General features: G+C 64.9%; 23 protein-coding genes and 1 tRNA gene. 15 read left to right on the top strand and 9 right to left on the bottom strand.

The window, feature by feature from the left end; translation table 11 throughout:
* The first annotated feature begins 46 nt into the window (after positions 1 to 46).
* The 9 genes from ASD73_RS07615 to ASD73_RS07575 all read left to right on the top strand — a co-directional run bounded on the left by ASD73_RS07615 (position 47) and on the right by ASD73_RS07575 (position 11,520).
* A complete protein-coding gene (locus tag ASD73_RS07615; RefSeq protein WP_082521430.1) occupies positions 47 to 2,098 on the top strand; it encodes a M13 family metallopeptidase in 2,052 nt (683 codons plus the stop codon).
* Between the two features lie 89 nt (positions 2,099 to 2,187).
* Positions 2,188 to 4,572 carry a hybrid sensor histidine kinase/response regulator gene (locus ASD73_RS07610; protein WP_235534460.1) on the top strand — a complete coding sequence of 795 codons (2,385 nt, stop codon included), beginning with the start codon at positions 2,188 to 2,190 and terminating at the stop codon, positions 4,570 to 4,572.
* On the top strand, positions 4,562 to 4,915 hold the full coding sequence (locus tag ASD73_RS07605) for a response regulator (RefSeq protein ID WP_056371167.1): 354 nt from the start codon (positions 4,562 to 4,564) through the stop codon (positions 4,913 to 4,915). Before ASD73_RS07610 ends, ASD73_RS07605 begins: the two co-directional genes overlap by 11 nt.
* Before the next feature lie 121 nt (positions 4,916 to 5,036).
* Positions 5,037 to 6,116, top strand: coding sequence for a recombinase RecA (gene recA / locus ASD73_RS07600; RefSeq protein WP_056371166.1), 1,080 nt, complete (start codon positions 5,037 to 5,039; stop codon positions 6,114 to 6,116).
* A gap of 145 nt (positions 6,117 to 6,261) precedes the next feature.
* A complete protein-coding gene (gene speB / locus ASD73_RS07595; protein WP_056371165.1) occupies positions 6,262 to 7,083 on the top strand; it encodes an agmatinase in 822 nt (273 codons plus the stop codon).
* 9 nt (positions 7,084 to 7,092) lie between these two features.
* On the top strand, positions 7,093 to 7,743 hold the full coding sequence (locus tag ASD73_RS07590; protein ID WP_056371164.1) for a glutathione S-transferase family protein: 651 nt from the start codon (positions 7,093 to 7,095) through the stop codon (positions 7,741 to 7,743).
* Positions 7,733 to 8,329 carry a hypothetical protein gene (locus ASD73_RS07585; RefSeq protein ID WP_056371163.1) on the top strand — a complete coding sequence of 199 codons (597 nt, stop codon included), beginning with the start codon at positions 7,733 to 7,735 and terminating at the stop codon, positions 8,327 to 8,329. The genes ASD73_RS07590 and ASD73_RS07585 overlap by 11 nt, the downstream gene beginning before the upstream one ends.
* Positions 8,330 to 8,401: 72 nt before the next feature.
* Positions 8,402 to 11,047 carry an alanine--tRNA ligase gene (gene alaS / locus ASD73_RS07580; RefSeq protein WP_056371161.1) on the top strand — a complete coding sequence of 882 codons (2,646 nt, stop codon included), beginning with the start codon at positions 8,402 to 8,404 and terminating at the stop codon, positions 11,045 to 11,047.
* Positions 11,044 to 11,520 carry an SRPBCC family protein gene (locus ASD73_RS07575; protein WP_056371159.1) on the top strand — a complete coding sequence of 159 codons (477 nt, stop codon included), beginning with the start codon at positions 11,044 to 11,046 and terminating at the stop codon, positions 11,518 to 11,520. Before alaS ends, ASD73_RS07575 begins: the two co-directional genes overlap by 4 nt.
* A gap of 87 nt (positions 11,521 to 11,607) precedes the next feature.
* Here ASD73_RS07575 and ASD73_RS07570 read toward each other — a convergent pair whose 3' ends face one another.
* The gene (locus ASD73_RS07570; RefSeq protein WP_056371157.1) at positions 11,608 to 12,021 is read right to left on the bottom strand and encodes a holin family protein; all 414 of its coding nucleotides are present in this window, start codon (positions 12,019 to 12,021) and stop codon (positions 11,608 to 11,610) included.
* Between the two features lie 60 nt (positions 12,022 to 12,081).
* Positions 12,082 to 12,651 carry a glycoside hydrolase family 108 protein gene (locus tag ASD73_RS07565; RefSeq protein ID WP_056371154.1) on the bottom strand — a complete coding sequence of 190 codons (570 nt, stop codon included), beginning with the start codon at positions 12,649 to 12,651 and terminating at the stop codon, positions 12,082 to 12,084.
* A gap of 73 nt (positions 12,652 to 12,724) precedes the next feature.
* On the opposite strand from ASD73_RS07565, the gene ASD73_RS07560 reads away from it, so the two are divergent.
* Positions 12,725 to 13,702 (top strand): NADPH:quinone oxidoreductase family protein, encoded by a 978-nt coding sequence (locus tag ASD73_RS07560; RefSeq protein ID WP_056371151.1) that lies wholly within the window; start codon positions 12,725 to 12,727, stop codon positions 13,700 to 13,702.
* 97 nt (positions 13,703 to 13,799) lie between these two features.
* Positions 13,800 to 14,123, top strand: a complete 324-nt coding sequence (locus tag ASD73_RS07555; protein WP_056371150.1) for an EF-hand domain-containing protein — start codon at positions 13,800 to 13,802, stop codon at positions 14,121 to 14,123.
* Here ASD73_RS07555 and ASD73_RS07550 read toward each other — a convergent pair.
* The 4 genes from ASD73_RS07550 to ASD73_RS07535 all read right to left on the bottom strand — a co-directional run bounded on the left by ASD73_RS07550 (position 14,120) and on the right by ASD73_RS07535 (position 16,972).
* Positions 14,120 to 14,893 (bottom strand): TSUP family transporter, encoded by a 774-nt coding sequence (locus ASD73_RS07550; protein ID WP_056371147.1) that lies wholly within the window; start codon positions 14,891 to 14,893, stop codon positions 14,120 to 14,122. The genes ASD73_RS07555 and ASD73_RS07550 overlap by 4 nt on opposite strands.
* A gap of 78 nt (positions 14,894 to 14,971) precedes the next feature.
* A complete protein-coding gene (locus tag ASD73_RS07545; RefSeq protein WP_056371145.1) occupies positions 14,972 to 16,027 on the bottom strand; it encodes a proline racemase family protein in 1,056 nt (351 codons plus the stop codon).
* Between the two features lie 27 nt (positions 16,028 to 16,054).
* Positions 16,055 to 16,798, bottom strand: a complete 744-nt coding sequence (locus ASD73_RS07540; RefSeq protein WP_056375975.1) for a sulfite exporter TauE/SafE family protein — start codon at positions 16,796 to 16,798, stop codon at positions 16,055 to 16,057.
* Positions 16,799 to 16,895: 97 nt separating this feature from the next.
* Positions 16,896 to 16,972, bottom strand: a tRNA-Pro gene (locus ASD73_RS07535).
* Positions 16,973 to 17,231: 259 nt separating this feature from the next.
* Between ASD73_RS07535 and yajC the strand changes: the two genes are divergently transcribed.
* Genes yajC through secF form a run of 3 tightly spaced genes read left to right on the top strand, consistent with a single transcriptional unit; the run spans position 17,232 to position 20,223 of the window.
* Positions 17,232 to 17,561 carry a preprotein translocase subunit YajC gene (yajC, locus tag ASD73_RS22935; RefSeq protein ID WP_052182143.1) on the top strand — a complete coding sequence of 110 codons (330 nt, stop codon included), beginning with the start codon at positions 17,232 to 17,234 and terminating at the stop codon, positions 17,559 to 17,561.
* 55 nt (positions 17,562 to 17,616) lie between these two features.
* The gene (gene secD, locus ASD73_RS07525) at positions 17,617 to 19,230 is read left to right on the top strand and encodes a protein translocase subunit SecD (RefSeq protein ID WP_056371141.1); all 1,614 of its coding nucleotides are present in this window, start codon (positions 17,617 to 17,619) and stop codon (positions 19,228 to 19,230) included.
* A 12-nt stretch (positions 19,231 to 19,242) separates the two neighbouring features.
* The gene (gene secF / locus ASD73_RS07520) at positions 19,243 to 20,223 is read left to right on the top strand and encodes a protein translocase subunit SecF (protein WP_056371139.1); all 981 of its coding nucleotides are present in this window, start codon (positions 19,243 to 19,245) and stop codon (positions 20,221 to 20,223) included.
* Between the two features lie 62 nt (positions 20,224 to 20,285).
* Here the strand turns inward: secF and ASD73_RS07515 are convergent, their stop codons facing one another.
* Positions 20,286 to 21,461 (bottom strand): glycosyltransferase, encoded by a 1,176-nt coding sequence (locus ASD73_RS07515; RefSeq protein WP_235534231.1) that lies wholly within the window; start codon positions 21,459 to 21,461, stop codon positions 20,286 to 20,288.
* Positions 21,462 to 22,022 carry a helix-turn-helix domain-containing protein gene (locus ASD73_RS07510; RefSeq protein ID WP_056373343.1) on the bottom strand — a complete coding sequence of 187 codons (561 nt, stop codon included), beginning with the start codon at positions 22,020 to 22,022 and terminating at the stop codon, positions 21,462 to 21,464.
* Between the two features lie 88 nt (positions 22,023 to 22,110).
* Here ASD73_RS07510 and ASD73_RS07505 point away from each other — a divergent pair, with 88 nt between their 5' ends.
* A complete protein-coding gene (locus ASD73_RS07505) occupies positions 22,111 to 22,593 on the top strand; it encodes a DUF6456 domain-containing protein (protein ID WP_082521427.1) in 483 nt (160 codons plus the stop codon).
* Positions 22,594 to 22,623: 30 nt separating this feature from the next.
* Here the strand turns inward: ASD73_RS07505 and ASD73_RS07500 are convergent, their stop codons facing one another.
* Positions 22,624 to 23,109, bottom strand: coding sequence for a DUF2569 family protein (locus tag ASD73_RS07500; protein WP_056371138.1), 486 nt, complete (start codon positions 23,107 to 23,109; stop codon positions 22,624 to 22,626).
* Positions 23,110 to 23,157 lie beyond the last annotated feature (48 nt).

The raw sequence follows: 23,157 nt of genomic DNA, 5'->3' as shown, positions 1-23,157 counted from the left end.
CTATGCGGCGCGGATTTTCGCTTCAAATTGAAAACTGGGGAATATCATGACTCTGCATATTTCTTCGCGCCTGATGGCGACCGCCGCGCTTGGCGCATTGATGCTCGCCGCCGTTCCGGCGACCGCCAAGGAAAAGGCCGCGCCGGCCACTCAAACGACCGCAAAGCCCGAGATCGGCGATTTCGGCTTCGACCTCACCGGCATGGACAAGACCGTCCAACCGGGCGACGACTTCTATGCCTATGCCAACGGCACCTGGGCAAAGAACGCACAGATCCCGGCCGACAAGTCGAACTATGGCATGTTCACCGCGCTCGCCGACCTGTCGCAAAAGCGCACGCGCGAAATCCTCGACGTCGCAAAGGGCGATCCCAGCAGCATGATCGGCCGCGCCTATTCGTCGTACCTCGACACGGCGGCGGTCGAAACGAAGGGCCTCGCCCCGATCCAGCCCTGGCTCGCCAAAGTCCGCGCCGTCGAAAAGGCGGGTCTCGCGAAGCTGCTGTCCGAAGCCGACCGCAGCGGCATCCAGCATTTCTTCGGCGGCTATGTCGGGCAGGACGACAAGAACCCTGACGTCTATATCTATACGATGTTCCAGGGCGGCATCGGCATGCCCGACCGCGATTTCTACCTGAAAGACGGCGAGCGCAACACCAAGCTGCAGGCGGCCTACCTCAAGCACCTCGAAAATGTCCTGACGCTCGCAGGCGAAAAGGATGCCGCGGCACGCGCCAAGGCGATCTATGATTTCGAAAAGCAGGTCGCGACCGTCCACTGGGACAAGAACGACAGCAGCGACGCGACCAAAGTCTATAACAAGATGACGATCGCCGAGCTCGCCAAGGCAGCGCCGGGCTTCGACTGGCAGGCTTTCATTCGCGGCATCGGCGTCAATGAGGATTCGATCCTCGTGTCGCAGCCGAGCGCCTTCACCGGCGAGGCCAAGCTGCTCGCCGACGCGCCGATCGGCGTGATCCGCGACGCGCTGATTGTGCGCAGCCTCGACGGCTTCTCGGGCGTGCTGCCCGATGCGGTCGCGCAGGAAGCCTTCTCCTTCTACGGCACCGCATTGTCGGGCACGCCGCAGATGCAGGAACGCTGGAAGCGCGCGGTCGATTTCACCACCAACAATATGGGTGAAGCCGTCGGCCAGGATTATGTCGCGAAATATTTCCCGCCCGAAACCAAGGCGGCGATGGACGTGCTCGTCAAGAATGTGCTCGCCGCGCTCGACACGCGCATCGGCAATCTGACGTGGATGCAGCCCGGGACGAAGGTGAAGGCGAAGAAGAAGCTCGCCAGCTTCACCACCAAGATCGGCTACCCCGACCGCTGGAAGGATTATAGCAAGCTCGAAATCCGCGGCGACGACCTGTTCGGCAACCAGCTGCGCGCCAACCAGTTCGCGCACGACGACAATGTCGGCCGCCTCGGCGGTCCGATCCGCCGCTGGGAATGGGGGATGACCCCGATGGAGGTCAACGCCTACGCCAACTTCGGGATGAACGAGATCGTCTTCCCCGCCGCGATCCTGCAGCCGCCCTTCTTCGATCCGCACGCCGACGCCGCGGTCAACTATGGCGGCATCGGTGCGGTGATCGGCCACGAGATCAGCCATCACTTCGACGACCAGGGCGCGAAATACGACGAGACCGGCAAGCTCGCCGACTGGTGGACCCCGGCCGACGTCGCGGCGTTCGAGGCCGCGGGCAAGGCGCTGATCGCGCAGTATGACGCCTATGAAGTGCTTCCCGGCGAAAAGCTCGACGGCACCTTCACGCTCGGTGAGAATATCGGCGATCTCGCGGGCCTCACGATCGCCTACGACGCCTATAAAAAGTCACTCGGCGGCAAGGAGGCCCCGGTGATCGACGGCCTGACCGGTGACCAGCGCTTCTTCCTCGGCTGGGCACAGGTGTGGCGCCGCAACTATCGCGAGCAGAATCTGTCGCAGCGCATCACGACCGATCCGCATTCGCCCTCGATCCAGCGGACTTGGGTCTCGCGCAACCTTGACCCTTGGTATAAGGCCTATCAGATCAAGCAGGGTCAGAAGCTCTATCTCGAGCCGAAAGACCGCGTCCGCATCTGGTGATGCGCCACTAAGAAAGACAGCCATTGACCGTGCAAAGCCTGCCCTCCGCTGATGGCGATTTCATCAGGGGGGCGGGTCCCGCCGGGCCTTTGTCGGCCCCGGCGGGCCTGTCGCCGGTCGACAAGGCAGTGCTTGCCGGACTGGCCTTGCTGTCCGCCGCGCTGCTGTTCTGGGCGACGCGCGATGCGATATTGGCGGTCGGCTTCCTCGCCGGGCTTGCGGTTGCCGCGGGCGGGGTGCTCCTCGCGCGGCGGCTGTTCCCGGCGGCGGTGACGGGCGAGGCGGTCGCGCCCGACTGGACGATGCTACGTCAGGCGGTGAATCACGACGATGTCGCGATCGCGGTTACCGATCGCGGCGGCCGGATGGTTTGCGCGAACGATCTGTTCGGAACCTGGATGGGCGGTTTTGTCACGCCGCCCGGGCTGCCGCTCGAAGGGCGCGGCGCCGAACTGCTGAAAAATGCCGGCCGTATCGCCTGGCGCGACGGCGAAGGGTCCGTCGACGATATTGCGGTGGGCCCGTTGCAACTGCGCGCGCAGGTGACGCGCACGGGGCAGTCGGAGGATTATCTCGTCTGGCGCTTTTCGGCGATCGAGCGGCTCGATATCGTTTCGGAAATCCTTCGCCATCTCGATGGTCCCGCAGGCCGCACACTCGGCCATGCGGGGGTGATGGCCGCGCTCGTCAGCGCCGAGGGGCGGCTGCGCGTCGCGAACAAGGCATTCCTCCTCCGCGCGCTTGGCGAGGACGATGCGGTCCATTATGCCGGCCGCGATGTCGCGCCGATGATCCGGCTCGACGACGCCGGTGCGCTCTATTTCGCGCGCGAAGGCGATCGCGCGACGCCGGTACGCCTGATCCAGATTCCGCTCGCGCCCGCCGATAACAATACGCCGATGCTGCTCGCAATGCTCGATGAGGAAATGGGGCCCACCGACCGCGGCACCGCGCAGACCTACGTCGAAACCCTTCTCTCGTTGCTTCCCTTTGGCTTGGCCATGGTCGATCGCGACGGGCGCTTCCTCTATGTGAACCGGGCATTCGTTCGGGCGGCTAACCTTCCCGAAGGCAAGATGCCGCGTTATCCGGGCGACATCGTCGTCGGCGAGGACAAGGGCGCGCTCGCCGATATGATCCGCCGTCACAGCAGCGGTCAGCAGGTCGGGGGCGACCTGTCGATCCGGCTCGCGGGGCAAAGCGGCGATCCCGTGTCGATGCGGATCGTTGGCGTGCGCGGACTGGGCGAGGCGGCGGTGCTGCTCAGCCTGAAGGATTCGAGCGAGGAATCGCGCCTGAAGCAGCAGGTGGCGCAGGCGTCGAAGATGCAGGCGGTCGGGCAGCTTGCCGGCGGTGTCGCGCACGACTTCAACAATATCCTGACCGCCGTTCTCGGCGCGTGCGATCTGATGCTGATGCGCCATACGCCGGGCGACAGCGACTATGACGATATCCAGCAGATCCGCAGCAACGCCAACCGCGCCGCCAGCCTGACGCGGCAATTGCTCGCTTTCTCGCGGCAACAGACGCTGCGCCCGCAGATCTTGCAACTGCCCGATGTGATCTCCGAAGTGTCGCACCTCTTGAAGCGCCTGATCGGTGAGACGGTCCAACTGGCAGTGCATCACGGTCGCGGCCTTGGCGCGGTACGCGCCGATCCGGGGCAGCTCGAACAGGTCATCATCAACCTTGCGGTCAATGCGCGCGACGCGATGCCGGGCGGCGGAACGCTGACCATGGAAACCTATCCGGTGTCGGCCGCCGACGTCCGGCAGATGGGCAATGAATTCATGCCGCCCGCCGATTATTGCGCGCTGAAAGTCAGCGACACCGGCACCGGTATTCCCGCCGACGTGCTGCCCAAAATTTTCGAACCTTTCTTCACGACCAAGGATGTCGGCAAGGGGACCGGACTCGGGCTCTCAACCGTCTATGGGATCATCAAGCAATCGGCGGGCTATATCTTCGCCGAAAGCAAACCGGGGCAGGGGACGAGCTTCTTTATCTATCTGCCCGTCCATCGTGCCGAGGGCGATACCCCCGTCGTGGTGCCGCCGCCTGCCAAGCCCAAGAAGAGCCAGTGGGGCACTGGAACGATCCTGCTCGTCGAGGATGAGGATATGGTGCGCGCGGTCGCGGAACGCGCATTGACCCGTGCGGGTTATAGCGTCGTAACCGCCTCGCAGGGCGAAGAAGGGCTCGAGCGTTTTGCCCAGATGGAGAAGGTCGATTTGATCATCAGCGACGTTGTGATGCCGACGATGGACGGGCCCGCGATGGTGCGTGCGATGCGCGCCAGGCGGCCCGACCTGCCGGTCCTGTTCATGTCGGGCTACGCCGAGGAGCAACTCCGCCAGTCGATCGACATCGACGATGTCGCCTTCCTCCCCAAACCCTTCTCGGTCGCGCAGCTCGCCGAGGCGACGTCGGCGGCGCTCGACGAGGCCGCGCATCGGATGTCCAATGGCCAGTAACCCCCGCATCCTGCTCGTCGAGGACGATGTGCTGATCGGCATGATGCTCGTCGATATGTTCGATGCGCTCGACCTTCCCGAACCCGCGCAGGCGACGAGCAACGAAGAGGCGCTGGCGCTCATCGCGGCCGAGCCGCTGGCCGGCGCGCTCGTCGATATCAACCTCGGGGAGGAAAAAGGCTGGCCGGTCGCCGACGCACTCGCCGAACGCGGCATTCCCTTTGCCTTCACTTCGGGCGGCGGCGACGTCATTCCGGCCGCGCACGCGCATCGCAAGCTGATCACCAAGCCGTTCCGGATCAGCGATATCGAGGCGGCGCTAAATGGCTTTTCCACGGAATAGAGCGTTTTTCATCCCTGTGAGTTTTATTTTGTTCTCCACTTGTTCTGGGAGAACAAATGTGGCACATAGTTCCGGCGTTGCGATGCTTCTACTGTCGCTCTAGAGCTGGAAAGGGACGGTTATGGCCGGACAATTGTCACTCGTCGAATCGGGGAAATCAGTGAATAATACGGACAGGCAGAAGGCACTCGACGCCGCGCTCGCGCAGATCGATCGCGCGTTCGGCAAGGGCTCGGTAATGAAATTGGGCTCGAAGGAAACGATGCAGGTCGAGTCGATCTCGACCGGCTCGCTCGGCCTCGACATCGCGCTCGGCGTCGGCGGCCTGCCGCGCGGCCGCGTCATCGAAATCTACGGTCCCGAAAGCTCGGGCAAGACCACGCTGGCGCTGCACACGCTCGCCGAGGCGCAGAAGGGCGGCGGTACGGTCGCCTTCGTCGACGCCGAACATGCGCTCGATCCCGTCTATGCCCGCAAGCTTGGCGTCAACATCGACGAACTCATCGTGTCGCAGCCCGACACCGGCGAACAGGCGCTCGAAATCGTCGACACGCTCGTGCGTTCGAACGCGATCGATGTGCTCGTCGTCGACTCGGTCGCGGCGCTCGTCCCGCGCGCCGAAATCGAAGGCGAAATGGGCGACAGCCACGTCGGGCTTCAGGCACGCCTGATGTCGCAGTCGCTGCGCAAGCTCACCGGCTCGATCAGCCGCTCGCGCTGCATGGTGATCTTCATCAACCAGCTGCGCATGAAAATCGGCGTGATGTACGGCAACCCCGAAACCACGACCGGCGGCAACGCGCTCAAATTCTACGCCTCGGTCCGCCTCGACATCCGCCGCACCGGCCAGATCAAGAATGGCGACGAAATCGTCGGCAACACCACGCGCGTGAAGGTGGTGAAGAACAAGGTCGCGCCGCCGTTCAAACAGGTCGAATTCGACATCATGTACGGGCAGGGCATTTCGAAGATCGGCGAAATCCTCGATCTGGGCGTCAAGGCCGGCATCGTCGAGAAATCGGGCGCCTGGTTCAGCTATGATTCGATCCGCATCGGGCAGGGCCGCGAAAATTCGAAAACCTTCCTCAAGGAAAACCCCGAACTGATGGACCGGCTCGAAACCGCGATCCGCGGTCGCACCGAAGCGGTGGCCGAAGAAATGATGGCCGGCCCCGACGACGAGGGCGACGACGACAATTGATAGCCTTCCGTCCGGTTCGCTTCGGCGGACCGGACGGCTAACGGCGGCGGGCCTCCAGCCCCTTGCACCTGCATCCCTCTCCCCTGCAGGTGGGCCCGCCCGCCGTTGATCCTTGCCTGACGACCGCAAGCGGGTACAACGCGCCATGCCCGCGATCCGCCTCTTCGGTCTTCCCACCGACATCAACAGCAGCTTCGAACGCGGTGCCGCCGCCGGCCCCGCTGCGATCCGCGCGGCGCTATGGAGCGACCGCGGCAATATGGCGAGCGAACTCGGCCCCGAAATCGGCACCGACATCGCGCTCACCGACGACGGCGACCTCCCGCTGACCGAAGACACGGCGCAGGACGACGCTGCCATCCGTCGTTACATCGCGTATGTGCGCGAAGATGGAGAAGTTCCGCTCGCCCTCGGCGGCGACCATGCCGTAACCTTCCCGCTCGTCGAGGCCGCAGCGACGTGCTTCGGACCGGTCGATATCCTGCATTTCGACGCGCATCCCGATCTCTACGACGATTTCGCGGGGAATCCGCGCAGCCACGCGTCGCCCTTCGCTCGCATCTGCGAGGCGGGGCATGCCAAGCGGCTGGTGCAGGTTGGCATTCGTACGCTGAACAACCACTGCCGCGAACAGGCAGCGCGCTTCGGCGTCGAGATTATCCCAATGACCGGTTTTACCGCCGATGCGGTGCCGGTCCTTGACGGGCCACTCTATATTTCGATCGACCTCGACGGTCTCGACCCGTCCGCGGCGCCGGGCGTCGCGCATCCCGAGCCCGGCGGGCTGACGGTGCGCGAAATGCTCGCTATGCTACACAAGCAGACCGCGCCGATCGTCGGCGCCGATATCGTCGAGCTTCATCCCGGCCGCGATATCGGCGATGTGACCGCGATCCTCGGCGCCAAGCTGGTGCGCGAGCTCGTCGCGCTGATCGACCGCAATGGAACCCCGCAAACTGCCCGCTAGGAGAGCGTCATGAGCCTGATCGTCCACCATCTGAACAACAGCCGCTCGCAGCGCATCCTGTGGCTGCTCGAGGAAATCGGCGCGCCGTACGAGATCAAATTTTACGACCGCGATCCGGTGACCAACCTCGCGCCGCCCGAACTGATTGCGGTCCACCCGCTCGGCAAGTCGCCGGTGATCGAGGTGTTCGACGATTCCGCTTCCGGCGGACGGGGCCGCGTCGTCACTGAATCGGGCGCGATCACCGAATATCTGTGCGAGCGGCACGGCGGCGGCCATCTGGTCCCCGAGCGCGGCACTGACGATCATATCAGCCACCTCGAATGGCTGCATTTCGCCGAAGGGTCGGCGATGACGCCGATCCTGCTGCGCATCTATACCGCGCGGCTTGGCGACGCCGCGGCGCCGATCGAGCCGCGCATTTCGCAGCAACTCGATTCGCACTTCGCCTATATGGAAAGCCGCGTCGGTGAGAATGGCCACTTCATCGGCGACAGCCTGTCGGCCGCCGATATCATGCTGAGCTTCCCGGCGGAAATCGCGATCATGCAGGGCATGGCACCGCGCTATCCGAAGCTCGCGGGCTTCGTGAACGCGTGTCACGTCCGCCCCGCATGGCAGCGCGCGCGCGAAAAGGGCGGCGCCTATTATGGCTATTGATCGCTCGGTGCGCGGCCGCCTGATGGTGGTCGCGGCCTTGACGCTTCCTGCACCGGCGGCGCTCGCTGCGCCGCCGGCCGTCGCGCCCGAAGTCGAGCGCGAGGTTGTCGCACCCGAGGGCGTGACCTTCGCGCCCACCCCGACCGACGAGGAAGGCGCAATCGATCGTCTCGCCGCCTATACGATAGCGCTGGCGAAGCGCGATTATAAGAGCGCCTATGCGATGCTGCGCCTGTCGTTCCAGGCGTCGAATCCGCGGCTCGAATGGGAAATGAACCAGCGCAAGCGGGCCGGGCTGTGGGCCGATGGCACGATCCGTATCTTGCGCCTCAGCTGGTATCTCGATCCCGCGGGTCAGCCCCCCGGGCTCTACGCGGCCTTCGATTTCCGCGGCGATCGCCCGGACAAGACGATGGATTGCGGCTATGTCGTCGTCCACCGCGCGGCGCCGGTTGCCGGCTGGACGGTGGTGCGGACCGACACGTCCGAAGTGCCCCCAGACCTGATCGAAGACGGGGTTCCCAAGGCCGATGTGCTGCGCGAGCTGCCCTGCTATCTGGGCAAGGGGATCGCGACCAATTTCTGACCAATTGTGCCGATGACGGTCATCGACACGAACCGGCTTGTCGCATCGCCGCAAAATCCCTAATTCGCGCGCATGACATCGACCAATGACATTCGCCGCTCGTTCCTCGACTATTTCGCGGGGACCGGCCACCATATCGAACCGTCGGCACCGCTGGTGCCGTACAACGACCCGACGTTGATGTTCGTCAACGCCGGGATGGTGCCGTTCAAGAATGTCTTCACCGGGCTGGAGAAGCGTCCGTACAGCACCGCGGCCTCGTCGCAGAAATGCGTGCGCGCCGGCGGCAAGCATAATGACCTCGATAATGTCGGCTTCACCGCCCGCCACCACACCTTCTTTGAAATGCTGGGGAACTTCTCCTTCGGCGACTATTTCAAGGAACAGGCAATCCACCATGCGTGGTCATTGGTCACCAAGACCTGGGGGCTGGCGCCCGAGAGGCTGACCGTCACCGTCTATCACACCGATGATGAGGCGTTCGACCTGTGGAAGAAGATCGCCGGCCTGCCCGAAGAGCGGATCATCCGCATCGCGACGAGCGACAATTTCTGGTCGATGGGCGACACCGGGCCGTGCGGCCCGTGCAGCGAAATCTTCTATGACCATGGCGACCATATCTGGGGCGGCCCTCCGGGATCGCCGGAGGAAGACGGCGACCGCTTCGTCGAAATCTGGAATCTGGTGTTCATGCAGTATGACCAGCGCGGACCCGGCGACCGCGTCGACCTGCCGCGGCCGAGCATCGACACGGGCATGGGACTGGAGCGCGTCGCGGCGGTGCTGCAGGGCGTCCACGACAACTACGACACCGACACGTTCAAGGCGCTGATCGCCGCATCGGTTGACCTGACCGGCGTGCCGGCCGAAGGCGCGACGCAGGCAAGCCACCGCGTGATCGCCGATCACCTTCGCGCATCGAGCTTCCTTGTTGCCGACGGCGTGCTGCCGTCGAATGAGGGGCGCGGTTATGTGCTGCGCCGGATCATGCGCCGCGCGATGCGCCACGCGCATCTGCTCGGCGCTAAGGATCCGCTGATGTACCGGCTGCTGCCGTCGCTGACCGCCGAGATGGGCGCCGCTTATCCCGAGCTGATCCGCGCGCAGCCGCTGATCGCCGAGACGCTGGAACGCGAGGAGACCAAGTTCCGCCAGACTCTCGACAAGGGCTTGCGCCTTCTCGACGAGGCGACGGTCGGGATGAGCGCGGGCGCGACGCTGCCCGGCGATGTCGCGTTCAAGCTCTATGACACATACGGCTTCCCCTATGATTTGACCGAAGACGCGCTGCGCACGCAGGATATCGCGGTCGACCGTGCCGGCTTCGACGCCGCGATGGCGCAACAGAAGGCGGCGGCGCGCGCGGCGTGGAAGGGCAGCGGGCAGAAGGCGTCGGAGGAAATCTGGTTCGACCTGGCCGAAGCCAATGGCAGCACCGAATTCACCGGCTATGGCGCGACCGCGGGCGAGGGAGAGGTCATCGCACTCGTCAAGGACGGCGTGCCCGTCGACGAGGCCAAGGCGGGCGACGAGCTGGTCGTGCTGACCAATCAGACGCCCTTTTATGGCGAGAGCGGCGGCCAGATGGGCGACGCGGGTACGATCGCGACGCTCGAAGGCGCCAAGGCCTCGGTCAGCGATACGAGCAAACCGCTCGGACGGCTGCATGCGCATCAGGCGAAGCTGGAGGCGGGAAGCCTGAAGGTCGGCGATACCGTCCAGCTGACCGTCGATGCCGCGCGGCGCGACCGCATTCGCGCCAATCACAGCGCGACGCACCTCGTGCATGCGGCGCTCCGCAACCGGCTGGGCGGGCATGTCACGCAGAAGGGCAGCCTCGTTGCCGAGGACCGCTTCCGTTTCGACTTCTCGCATCCTAAGGCGCTGAGCGCCGAAGAGATCGCCGACGTCGAAGCCGACGTGAACGCGCAGATTCGCGGTAATGAGGCGGTGACGACGCGGCTGATGACCCCCGACGATGCCGTCGCGGCAGGTGCGCTCGCGCTGTTCGGCGAGAAATATGGCGACGAAGTGCGCGTGCTTAGCATGGGCAAGGCGACCGAGAATCATTATTCGGTCGAACTTTGCGGCGGCACGCACGTGCGGGCGCTGGGCGACATCGCCTTGTTCAAGATCATCAGCGAAAGCGCGGTTTCTTCTGGCGTGCGGCGTATCGAGGCGTTGACGGGGGATGCAGCGCGCGTCTGGCTGAACGGCCGTGACGAGGCGCTGAAGGCGGCGGCGGCGGCGCTCAAGACCTCGCCCGACGATGTGCCGGCGCGCGTCGCGCAACTGGCCGAGGCACTGAAGAAAGCCGAGCGTGAACTCGCCGATGCGAAGAAGGCGCTCGCTATGGGTGGCGGTGGCGGCGCGGCCGCGGGGCCGGCGGTCGAGCAGGTTGGCGATACGGCGTTCCTTGCGCAGGTGGTCGATGGGCTCGACCCCAAGGATCTGCGCGGCACGGTCGACGGGCTGAAGAAGCAGGTCGGTAGCGGCGTTGCGATGCTGGTTGCGGTCAACGACGGACGCGCTTCGGTCGCGGTCGGGGTGACCGACGACAAGACCGGCAGCCTCAGCGCAGTCGACCTGGTCAAGGCGGCGGTCGCGGCGCTTGGCGGGCAGGGCGGCGGCGGACGGCCCGACATGGCGCAGGGCGGCGGGCCCGACGGCGGCGCGGCGAATGACGCCGTCGCGGCGGTCAAAGCCGCGCTCGCTTGAAACCGACCAAGAAGACGCGGCGCATCGATCATGCCGAACGGCTGATCGCCGCGCCGCTCGTCGATGTCTTCGCGGCCTTCACGAGCGCGGCAAAGCTTGCGCGATGGTTGCCGCCCGAGGGCGCGACGGGGACGTTCCAGCATGTCGACCTGCGCGCGGGCGGCGGCTTTTTGATGCGGCTGACCTTCGACGACGCCGATGTCGAGACCAAGAGCGACGACGATAGCGATGTCGTGGAAGTCTATATTCCGACACTCGATGACGGGCGGCTGGTGGTGTGGCAGGTCGAATTCGAATCCGACGATCCGCGCTTTTCGGGGACGATGGAGATGCACTGGTATCTGTCGCGGCAGAGCGGCGGCACGCTGGTCACGATCGACGCGCATCATGTGCCGCCGGGGATTTCGGCGAAGGATCACGTCGAGGGGTTGAATAGTTCGCTCGCGAATTTGGCGCGAGTGGTGGAGGAATAGTCGTCGTCCCTGCGAAGGCGGGGACTGCTGTCGGCCTTGCGCCACATCTCCAGCGTTCCCCGCCTTCGCGGGGACGACGTTTTTTTGCTAGCCCTCCACGCCCTTTGCTTTCCCCCATGCCCGTGCGGCGGTGTACCCCAGATAACCCGTCCCGAAGAGCGCGTAGAGCGACTCCGGAATGCCTGCGAGATAGGCGTTCATGCCATCCGCGATGCCCTTTGCCGTCTCGGGCCGCGCAGCGGCGATCAAGCCCATCGGGATGGCCCAGAGCAGCAGGGCGTACATGACGTAGAGGAAGCTCGGCCGCGCGCGGCTGGTCCATGGGTCGGGGCTGTTCGCTTCGGCGACGATCGCGGTCATTCGGGTGCGGATCGCCTCCATTTCCTGGCTGCTCTCCATTTTGAGGAGTTCGAGCTTGGCGCGGTCGCGCGCTTCGGGGTCGGGGATGATCTTGTCGATCAACTTGGCAATGGGGCCGATCAGGCCTTCGATAATGCTCACGGCAATGCTCCTGCAGGTTCAAAGTTCAGGGAAGTTCAGCCCAATGGCGCGCGTGAGGCTTCAGTCGTTGCCGATGCGGCCCGCGAGCCAACCGTAAAGGAAGGCTTCCTGGCTCGGGCGGCGTTCGGCGAGCGCGATGTAGCGTTCGCCCTGCAGCGCCTCCATCGCGCGCAGGAGGACGGTTTCGCCGTTCTTTCCGCGTGCTTTCAGGAAACCGTCGATCGCCGAAAGCGTGCGCGGACCGACCTCACGATCGACCGCGATGTCGGGATAGTCGCGCGCCGCGCGGTTGAGCGCGTTGAGCGCGCGCTGAAGAAAGCCCGCGGCGGTGCCGGCGCCCATGTTGACGCCGGTGTCGAAGAGTTCGGCGGCAATCCGGGATGCGCGCAGCGCGACCTTATCGAAGCCGGGGCGCAGCCAATAGAGGCGGCGATAGATCGACGCGGCCTCGGCGCGCGGCAGATCGCGCATTGCGCCCGCATAGCCCTGCGCGCGCGCAACGGCTTCGGTGATTCCCCAGCAGGTCGGGCCGCCGCGGTCGGCGGGGTGGTTTACATATCGGCCTTCGCGGTCGATGACGGCATCGATCAATGTGTCGGCCGTGCAGGTCGATGGGTCGGGTCTTGGCATGATTCGTTCCTTCTGGTTGGTTGAGCGGATAGAACGAACCATATAGGGATATTGTAGGAAAGGGTTTTTGCCGATGCGGGCTATCGAGGTTCGCGAATTGCTTCCTGATCACGCGGGCGCAGCACTGGAGGATTTACCCGTACCCGTGCCCGGCCCCGGCGAAGTTCGCGTACGGGTGCGCGCGGCGGCGATCAATTTCCCCGATCTGTTGATGACCGGCGGCGGCTATCAGTTGAAGCCCGACCTGCCATTCGTGTCGGGGCTGGAATTCACGGGCGAGGTCGATTCGGTGGGCGAGGGCGTCGACGGCTGGGCGCCGGGCGACGCGGTGATCGGCGGCAATCGGTTCGGCGCGATGGCCGAATATAGTGTCGTTCCGGCGGCAAACCTGCGTCGGAAGCCCGAACGGCTCAGCTGGGACGAGGCCGCCGCCTATCCGGTCGCCTATCTGACCGCCTATGTCGCACTGGTCCGCTGCGCGCGGGTCGAGCCGGGCGAGTGGGTACTGGTGCATGGCGCCGCGGGCGGCGTTGGGCTGGCGACGGTCGATCTGGCGAAGGCGCTGGGTGCGCGTGTCATTGCGGCGGCGAGCAGCGCGGAAAAGCGCGAGGCGATTGCGCGGCTCTACGCGCCCGATGCGGTGATTTCCGCCGCGCGGGGATTTCGCGAGGAGGTGAAGGCGCTGACCGATGGCAAGGGCGCCGATGTGATTTTCGACCCCGTCGGCGGCGACATATTCGACGAATCGACGCGCTGTATCGCGTTCGGCGGGCGCCTGCTTGTCATCGGCTTTGCGTCGGGGCGCATAGCCGAGGTGTCGGTGAACATGCCGCTGATCAAGGGCTTCTCGGTCGTCGGGGTGCGCGCGGGCGAATATGGGCGGCGCTTTCCCGAGCGCGGGGCGGAGAATGTCGCGGCGATCGATGCGCTCGCCGCCGCCGGGAAAATCCGGCCGCACGTCCATGCGTCGCTCGACCTCGCCGACTGGCGAGAGGGCTTTGCGATGCTCGAGCGGCGCGAGGTGGTGGGCAAGGTCGTGCTGAAACCGTGACGAGCCGAAGCCGCTGGCATAGTTTTGCGACACGCAAGCTGCCATGTCCTCGGCGAGGCGTCCCGGCACTTTTGCCGATATGACCAAAGGACATGGAATGAAGAAATTGACGATGATCGCCGCTTCGATCGGTATGGCTGTTCCAGGCATCGCTGCCGCCCAGCCGCCGCAGGATGGCGGCCGCATGTTCGCGATGATCGACGCCAATAGCGACGGCAAGCTCGACAAGGCCGAGATCACCAAAATGGCTGAAATGCGCGCCCAGAAGCAAGGCGATCCGACGATGGCCTCGCCGGAAAAGGTCGATGCCTTTATCAAGTTTCTCGATGCCAACGGCGACGGCCTGGTCGACAAAGCTGAGTTGGCCGCGAAGCAAAAGGCGCGTGCGGAACCGCCGCCGCCGGCCGATGCACAGCCCTAAAATAGCGTCCACAACGGGTTGGCGGGGTCGGCGAGCAGCTTGGCGGTCAGGGCAAAGGACATGACGACAAGCAGCGGCCGCACCCCGCGACCACCGAAACGGATCGCGAGCCGCGCGCCGAGCTGGTTGCCGGCGACATTGGCGACGGCCATTGAGAGGCCGAGCAGCCACAGGACGTGACCGCCGACGATCATCGCGAGCAGGCCGGCGACATTGGTCGCGAGGTTGAGGAACTTTGCGTTGCCGATCGCGCGAACGAGCCCGAGCCCGCCGAGCGCGACGAGGGTGAGCGTCAGGAACGAGCCCGCGCCCGGGCCGAAGAAGCCGTCGTAGAAGCCGAGCGCCGTGACGATGAGGGTGAGGCCGAGCGGGCCGACGCGCGCGTGGCGGTCGACGCTGCTCATCGGCGGCGCGAGCAGGAAATAGAGCCCCATCGCGATCAGCAGCAGCGGGACGAGCGCGGCGAGGAAATCTGAGCGGACATATTGGACGGCGGTCGCGCCGAGCACCGAGCCGGCAAAGGCGCCGGCCGCGGGCCATGCGAAGCGGCGAAGATCGACATGCCCCGCGCGCCAGAAGGTCAGGAAGGCCGAGCCGGTGCCGATCGTGCTTTGCAGCTTGTTCGTCGCGATCGCCGAGACCGGCGGAACACCGACCGCCATCAACGCGGGAATGGTGAGGAGACCCCCGCCGCCCGCCATCGCGTCTACCGTCCCGGCGAGAAAGGCGACGCCGATCAGGAAGGCGAAGATTTCGGGCGCGAATTCCATGCCGGCGCTCCTAGGTGCGATCGTCCGGCTTGGCCAGCATCTAGCGCCGCCGCATAGCAATGCGGCGGACGCGCCGCGTCACACCGGCGTGTCGAGGTCGGCGAGGCGGCGCGGGAGAGTGAAGCCAGCACCGAAGCGGTCGCCAGGCTCCGCGATCATCTCGCTGCGCCCCGAATACCAGGCCTGGCCGGCGACCCGGACGCGCGACGCGGCATCGAGTCCGGTTCCGCTCGTCGCGGCGAGCGTTCCGATGAAGCCTTCGCCCGATACGCCCCGGATTTCGCAGCTGTCTCCCACTGTCATCTCGCCCTTTGCGGCGGCGAGCGCGATGCGCGCCGTTACCCCGCTGCCGGTCGGCGAGCGGTCGATCTGTCCGTCTGCGAAGATGCAAAGATTGTAGCTGGGCTGGCCGCCATGCATGCCGAGCGCCACATCGTCGGTCAGGATCGTGCCGTAGAGAAAGCCGAGATCGGGTTCGGTCGGATGGACGATGGACCCGCCGGTACGGATCGCCTCGTTGATCGCGGTCGCGGCCTGTACGAGCTCTGCTAGCGGCGTTTCCATCAGCGACAGGCCGATGCGGCTGGCGGGCAGGATCGCGTAGAAGGCGCCCCCGAAAGCGATGTCGACGTGGACCGGGCCGCGGCCGGGAACCTCAACAGTCCGATCGAGCGCGCTCGCAAAAGATTCGACGCTCTCGAATGCGACGCGGGTGACGCCGGCTTCGTCCGTCTCGACATCGACCTGGATGACGCCGCAAGGGGCCTCGAGCCCGAAGCGGGCCTTGCCGTCAACGCGCGCGACGCGCCCCGTGTCGATCGCCCAGCGGCCGATCGCGATGGTCGCGTGGCCGCACATCGTGCTATATCCTTCCTGATGCGTGAAGAGCACGGCAAGGTCGGCCCCCGCTGCGCAGGGCTCGGTCGGGATCACGCCGTACATGCCGTCATGCCCGCGCGGTTCGAGCATCAGCATCGTGCGCAGGTGATCGAAGCGTGTCTGGGCATCGCGCCTTCTTTCCAGGATCGTGTTGCCGGCGAGCGGGGGATATCCGGCCTCGACGATACGGACGGGCTCGCCTGCGGTGTGCATGTCGACGATGCGGATGATCGTGGTTTCGCGATTCGATGTCATATCCGTATCTCAGTCGAGCGCGGGGCGTCAGGCAAGCACGATCTGCGCCGCCTGGAACAGGAAGGTCGCGCCGATGATCGTGACGATCCAGCGGCGGCTGGCGCGGAAATGCGCGTCGCTGATGCGGTCGAGGATGGTGCCACCGACCATGATCCCCGCCATCGACGCGAACACCGCGACCGCGGTGACGGACAGCGGGATGATCTCGCGCGCCGATGTGCTGAGCAGCAAAGCGCCATAGACGAGGATCTTGGACGCGTGCCCGATCGCCTGCATCACCGCCTTGGTCGCGACGACCTGATGCCGGCCCAGCTTGGTACGGATAAACAGCAGGTCGGTGACCGGACCCGATACCCCCGAAACAAGCGCGAGACCGGTCGAGACGAAGCCACCGCCGAGCGCGTGCCAGCGGTTGCTGGCGTCAAGAGCCAGCCAGCGTTCGGGCAGCCAGACGAGAATCGGCATCAGGCCAAGCCCGAGGAAGACGTAGAATTTGGTCGGGGTAAAAATCACCAGCGATAGGAAGCCGATCGATGCCGCGGCGCCGATCCCGAACCAGAGCAGTACCGGCCAGGCGACATGCGCGCGGTGCAGTATGACGCGCCACGCGTTCGAGGCGAACTGGATCACGCCGTGGAGCGCGAGCGCGGTGGTCACCGGCAGGATCCATGCGAGCACGCCCATGAAGACGAGCCCGCCCGCCATGCCGAAAATGCCCGAAAGGATGGAAGTCAGGAATGCGGCGGCAACGATCAGAATGCCCGCCTGCATATCCTTGCGCTTTCCGGTCGTGCCGATGCGCCGCCTCCGGCCCCGATTGGCGCACGATCCTGTCAGCACGCTGTCAGATTGTCATGTAAATTTAAATTGGTCGGGACGAGAGGATTCGAACCTCCGACCCCCACACCCCCAGTGTGATGCGCTACCAGGCTGCGCTACGTCCCGACCGGCCCCCGTAAGGGTAGGCGAGGCCCCTAGCGCGGGTTGGCGGGCGATGCAAGCGGGGATGGCCCGTTGTTGCCGCAATCGTTGCTACGGGCTTGATCTTACCGTCATCATTCCCATTTCGGCCACGCTTGCCAAGGGGGAGGGGCGCAGCGACCGGTTGCGCGCAACTTCCCTGCGTGATAGGCGCCGCGCCATATTTGCGTGCCGGTTCCGCAACGGGAATTGGCAATGCTTACGAACGGAAAGTTTTTCACTCATGTCGACGCAATTGCTTCTGACCCAGGCGGCCGGATCGGGCGGCGGGGCTGCCGGTTTCCTGATGCTAGTCCCCTATCTGCTGATCTTCGCGGTGTTCTGGTTCTTCCTGATCCGCCCGCAGCAGGTTCGCGCCAAGGAACATCGCGCCAAGGTCGCGGCGGTCAAGCCGCGCGACCAGGTCGTGACAGGCGGCGGGATCGTCGGAAAGATCACGCGCGTCGACGATGATTTCGTCGACGTCGAAATCGCGCAAGGTGTGAAGATCAAGGTCGTCAAATCGACCCTCGCCGACGTTCTGCAGCCCGGCGGCAAGCCCGCCAACGACTGACGCGGCGGGCCCCGCGTCCTTCGCGGTCCCGCTCTTGCTATCGGATCTTTAGACCATGCTCGATTTCCCGCGCTGGAAGACCATCGGCATCAGCATCATCCTGCTGCTCGGTATCCTTTTTTCCATCCCCAGCTTCCTGCCTGAAAAAACGCGGGACAGCCTGCCGTCGTTCCTGCAGGCGAAGGTCAATCTGGGCCTCGACCTTGCCGGCGGCAGCCACCTCTTGCTCGAAGCCGACATCGCCGATCTGCGCAAGACGCAGCTCGCGAATATGGAAAAGACCGTGCGCGCCGCGATGCGCGGCGAAAGCGGGGCCGACGACGATATCGCGATCGGCGAGCTGTCGACCGCGGGCGGCAAGATCAGCTTCCTCGTCCGCGATCTCGCGAAGCTCGACGAAGCTCGCGAACGCCTGTTCAACGAGACGCGTGGGGCACAGCTGACGGGCCAGCGCGACTGGACAGTCACCGTGGTCAATTCGACGCGGATCGAGATGACCCCCACTGGCGCCGGACAGGCGCAGGCCGTCGCGAACGCGATGGATACGGCGCGAGATATTATCGACAAGCGCGTCAACGCGCTGGGTACGCGCGAACCGACGATCATCCGCGAAGGCACCGACCGCGTCGTCGTGCAGGTTCCGGGCCTGCAGGATCCCGCCGCGCTGAAGGAACTGATCGGCAAGACGGCGCGGCTTGAATTCCGTATGGTCGACGCCAACGCCGATCCCGCCGAAGCCGCCGCGGGCCGCGTTCCCGTCGGTAGCGAAATCGTTCCCTATGCCGAGGGCGAAGGCAGCGGCGCCGCGTTCGAAGTGCTGCGCCGGCAAGTGATGATCAGCGGCGAGCAGCTGATCGACGCCAAGCAGAGCTATGATCCTCAGAACAACCAGCCCGTCGTCTCCATTCGCTTTGATTCGGGCGGTTCGAGCACCTTTGCCAAGGTGACGGCGCAGAGCGTCGGCAAGCGGTTCGCGATGGTGCTCGACGGCAAGGTGCTGTCGGCGCCGTCGATCAACGAGCCGATCCTGGGCGGCAGCGCGCAGATTTCGGGCAGCTTCAGTGTTGCGAGCGCGAATGCGCTGGCGATTTCGCTGCGCTCGGGCGCCTTGCCGGTGAAGATGACCGTCGTCGAGGAACGCACGGTGACCCCCGAACTCGGTGCCGACTCGATCCGCAAGGGCGCGATCGCGGGCATCATCGCGACGGTGTCGGTGCTGGTGCTGATGATCGTCGTTTACGGCCGGTTCGGCGTCTATGCGTGCGTCGCGCTGGTCTTCAACGTGTTCCTGATCATCGCGGTCATGGCGGCGTTCAATGCGACGTTGACGCTACCAGGGATCGCAGGCTTTGTACTGACGATCGGCGCCGCGGTCGACGCCAACGTGCTGATCAACGAGCGAATACGCGAGGAATTGAAACGCGGGCGAAAGGTCTTTCAGGCCGTCGAGCTGGGCTATAGCGAGGCCAGCCGCGCGATTTTCGACGCTAACGTCACCAACGTCATCGCCGCCGCGTTGATGTTCTGGTTCGGTTCGGGCCCGATCAAGGGCTTCGCGGTTGTTCTAACCATCGGGATCGTCACCAGCGTCTTCACCGCCGTTACCGTCACGCGCATGTTCGTAGCCCATTGGCTGCGGACCAAGCGCCCGACGTCGATCAATATTTAAGGGAGCGAAACGATGCGCTTGCTGAAACTCGTTCCTGACGACACCAATATCGACTTCCTGCGGTGGCGGAAAGTCGCGTCCTTCATGAGCTTTTTCCTCGTGGCCGTGTCGATCGCACTGGTCGCCGTGAAGGGCCTGAACCTCGGCGTCGACTTCGTCGGTGGCCAGTCGGTTCGCGTTGAATTCACTCAGGGGATGCCGCCAATCGACGAAATTCGCGAAAAGGTCGGCGACATCGGCCTTGGGGAAGCGACGATCCAGCAGTTCGGATCGGACAAAGCGGTGTCGATCCGCACCGCGCTTCCTGACGGCGACAAGGCGGCCGCCGAGCGCGCGGGGCAGCAGCTGGTATCGGGCATTCAAAAAGCCTTCCCGACCGCGAAGGCCGGTTCGGTCGAAACCGTTTCGGGTAAGGTCTCGGGAGAATTGATACGAACCGGGGCTATCAGCCTGGGCCTCGCGATCCTCGGCATTTCCATTTATATATGGATACGCTTTGAATGGCAGTTTGGTGTCGGTGCGCTTGGTCGCCTGTTTCACGAAGTGTCGCTGACATTCGGCCTGTTCGCGGTGACGCAGATGCAGTTCGACCTGAACAGCGTTGCGGCGCTGCTGACGATCGTCGGCTATTCGCTCAACGACACGATCGTCGTCTATGATCGTATTCGCGAAAACCTGAAAAAATACCGAAAGATGGAGATCGTTCCTCTCCTCAATCTCAGCATCAATGAAACGCTGTCGCGTACGGTCATGACGACGGTCGCCATGGTCCTGGCGCTCGGCATGCTGTTGATCTTTGGCCCGGACGTGATTTTCGGCTTTACCGCTGCGATGCTGTTCGGTGTGTTTATCGGCGGCTATTCCTCGGTGCTGATGTCGACCCCGGTGCTGGTGTGGCTGAAAGTCGGCCCGCACAGTTTCGTGCCGCGCACGACCGCGGGCATGGACGGTGGCGAGCGCGTCGAGCGCAAGGACGACGGCGCGGTCGTCTGAGGCCCGAAGCTTTGTAAAAATAGGCGCCGGCCTGCTCTGGGAGTGGGCCGGCGTTGCCGTATCTAGCGACTTACGCAGCGGCGGAGATGCGCGGCGAGTTCGCGGCCGTTTCGGTCCCAGTCGAACCGCCCGCCGAGACTCGCAGCGACGTCGGACGGTGAGGGCGGGGCCGCGAGAATCTCTCGAACGGCTGTGGCGATCGCGTCGGGCTTGCGCTCGACGATCCGACCTGCAACCGGTGACGTCACCAGTTCGGCCGCCCCGCCCGCATCGCTGATCACGATCGGCGTGCCGCAGGCGAGCGCCTCGACCCACGCATTGGCGAGCCCTTCGCTGACCGACGGCATCACGACAAGGTTGGCGGCGCGATAAAGCCGGGGGAGGTCGGCGTTGGCGACGGGCCCCAAGAAGTGGACGCGGGTTGCGACACCAAGCTTTTGCGCGAGCGCGCGGTATCGTCCTTCCTCATCGCCCGCGCCGGCAAGCCAGTAGTGGGCGTCCGGCAGCGCGGGCAGCGCTTCGATCACGAGCGCCTGCCCCTTGCGTCCGATCAGTGCGCCGACGGTGAGGATTGTGGGGGTGCCGGTCATGCCCAATGCTGCGCGCGCGGTGGCACGGTCGCCGGGGTGGAAGCGCGCGGTGTCGATGCCCGTGTAATGGACAGCGATCCGGGCGGGATCGATGCCGATCGCGGCCATGTCGCCGCGCATCGCTTCGGAGACGGCGAGCAGGCCGGTGGCTTTCCTGCCCGCCTCGATCACCTGCGATCGCGTCGCCGGGTCATGGCCGAAGTGGCTGATGTCGGCGCCGCGCGCCTTGGCCGAAAAAGGGAGGCTGAGCGTATCCGCGACGCGCATCGCGGCAGGGCCGTCGGGGTAGAAGAATTGCGCGTCGATCACGTCGAAGGACTTGCCGTGCACGGCGGACAGCACGGCGTTTGCGATCTTTGCCGGATTAAAGTGCGCACCAACGCGGGGGATCAACGTGAAGCGCGGGCGGAGGACGGTAAGGCCGTTCCAGCTCTCGCTTCGCGGCAGGTCGCGGAGGGCGCGATAGCGTTGGTGAAACGACAGCGGGAAGGGGGGCAGACCGACAGGGGCGACAATCGTGAGCTCGATGCCCGGCTGCGGCGCAAGCGCGCGCAGGCTCTTCTCGACGAACAGCCCGAAATTGGGCCGCGCGGCGTCGGGGAATAACGTCGCGATCGACAGGACGCGCAGTGGCGGAGCGACGGACACTCAGAGCGTACGGAGCAGACGGACGGCAACCGCGGCCCACGGCGGGTTGCTAACGACCTGCTGGCGCTGGCCGGTGCCGAGCGGGAGGAGGTGAAGTTTCTCGCCGTCAACGTTGAGCAGGCGGGCGAAAAAGAAACGGCCGGCGGGGCGGGGGACGAGCAGGTCGCGGTTGAGCGCGCTCGCCCAGTCGCCCTCGATGCGGCGGCACCAGATTTCGTCGCCCGCGCGATAATCGCCGATCGACGAGGTGACGCGCACCGCGACCATATCCTCGCCCGGGCGCGCGGTGAGCGCCTGTTCGACGCGCGTCGGCGCCTGCGCACCCTCGGCGCCGAGCAGCGCGGTGATCGTGAGCTGCGTGTCCTGCGGCAGCTGGACGAGTTCGGCGGCATCGACCCCGAGCGCGGCGGCGATGCGGTTCATCCAGCCGAGCGACAGCGTACGCGTGCCCGTTTCGAGGCGGCCGATCGTCTGGGCGGTCGTCGGCGGATTGCAGCGCTGGCCGACCTCCTCGAGCGTCAGGCCCTTGGCGCGGCGGACCGAGCGGATGCTGTTGATCATCGCAAAACCTTCAAATAACCAAATCGGTTTCTTCTTTCCTACAAAATAATCCAGTGTCAAGCCCGGCGTGCAAGCCAAGGAGAATCGCATGACCGCACGCCGTCTCGAAACAAGCATCCATCCCGACGACCGGATCGATCCGGGCAAAGGGGGGCCGCAGGTAATGCGCCATGTGACGGTCAATGTCGCCGAAAGCCCGATCGCCTGGCTGGCATCGCGCGGGTTGCTGACGGCGGCGCAATCGGGCGCGGGCGAACGATTGCGCGGCGACTATGAGCTGGCGGGGTTATCGGCGCGGGTGACGATGCGTTGGGACGCCGCGCCGATGGGAAAGAGCCGCGGCGGCGCGCGGGCGTCCGACGCGTCGCTGGCGCGGATCGATGCGCACCGGCGCTTTCACGCCGCACTCGACGCGGCGGGGCCGGGGCTGGCCGACATCTGCTGGCGCGTCATTTGCGCGGGAGAAGGGATTGGCGATGCGGAGAAGGCGCTGGGGTGGCCGGCGCGGTCGGGCAAGCTGGTGCTGGGGTTGGCGCTCGACCGGCTGGCGCGGTTTTACGGGACGGGGTGAAGCGCGCTGGCCGGCACCGGGCTCCGCTCCTCAGGCTGGCTTGTCATAGGTATATGCTACGCGCTTCGACATCACCAAATAGGCCGTCCAAACGACGGAAAAACCACATGATATTCCCGCTGCACGTAATGCGTTTGGAACAAGCGACGCGCGATAATCGGCAACGTCTGTGAAAAAGGCTGCCTTCATAGCAAAGTCCACCAATATCGGCATCAGCGCCAGAAACCACAGACCGATGACGGCGATCCGGATGGACGACCACTGGCGGGCGGCAATGAGCCGATAGGCTAGAAAGATCGAAACAGAGGCGGCAATAAAACCCAGTATCCAACTGGAGCTGATGTAGCTTTGTGTATTGGCGCCGAAAAGAACCTGGTTGAGGATCGCAGCTTCTCTTACATTTGCCATCGCCCGGAGCAATAACAGGATCGGGCAGATGATCATGAGAAGAAAAACCAGAAGCGCGAGCCACCCGCCGACCCCGACCAGTTTTTCTCGTGCGCTATTGTCGTCCATTATTCTTCCCCTTGGGTGCACCATGTCGTGTCTTTGTGCGATTACCAC

This window comes from Sphingopyxis sp. Root154 (assembly GCF_001427105.1).
In the GTDB taxonomy this organism is placed as follows: Bacteria; Pseudomonadota; Alphaproteobacteria; order Sphingomonadales; family Sphingomonadaceae; genus Sphingopyxis.
This window is presented reverse-complemented; position numbering and strand designations above follow the sequence as displayed.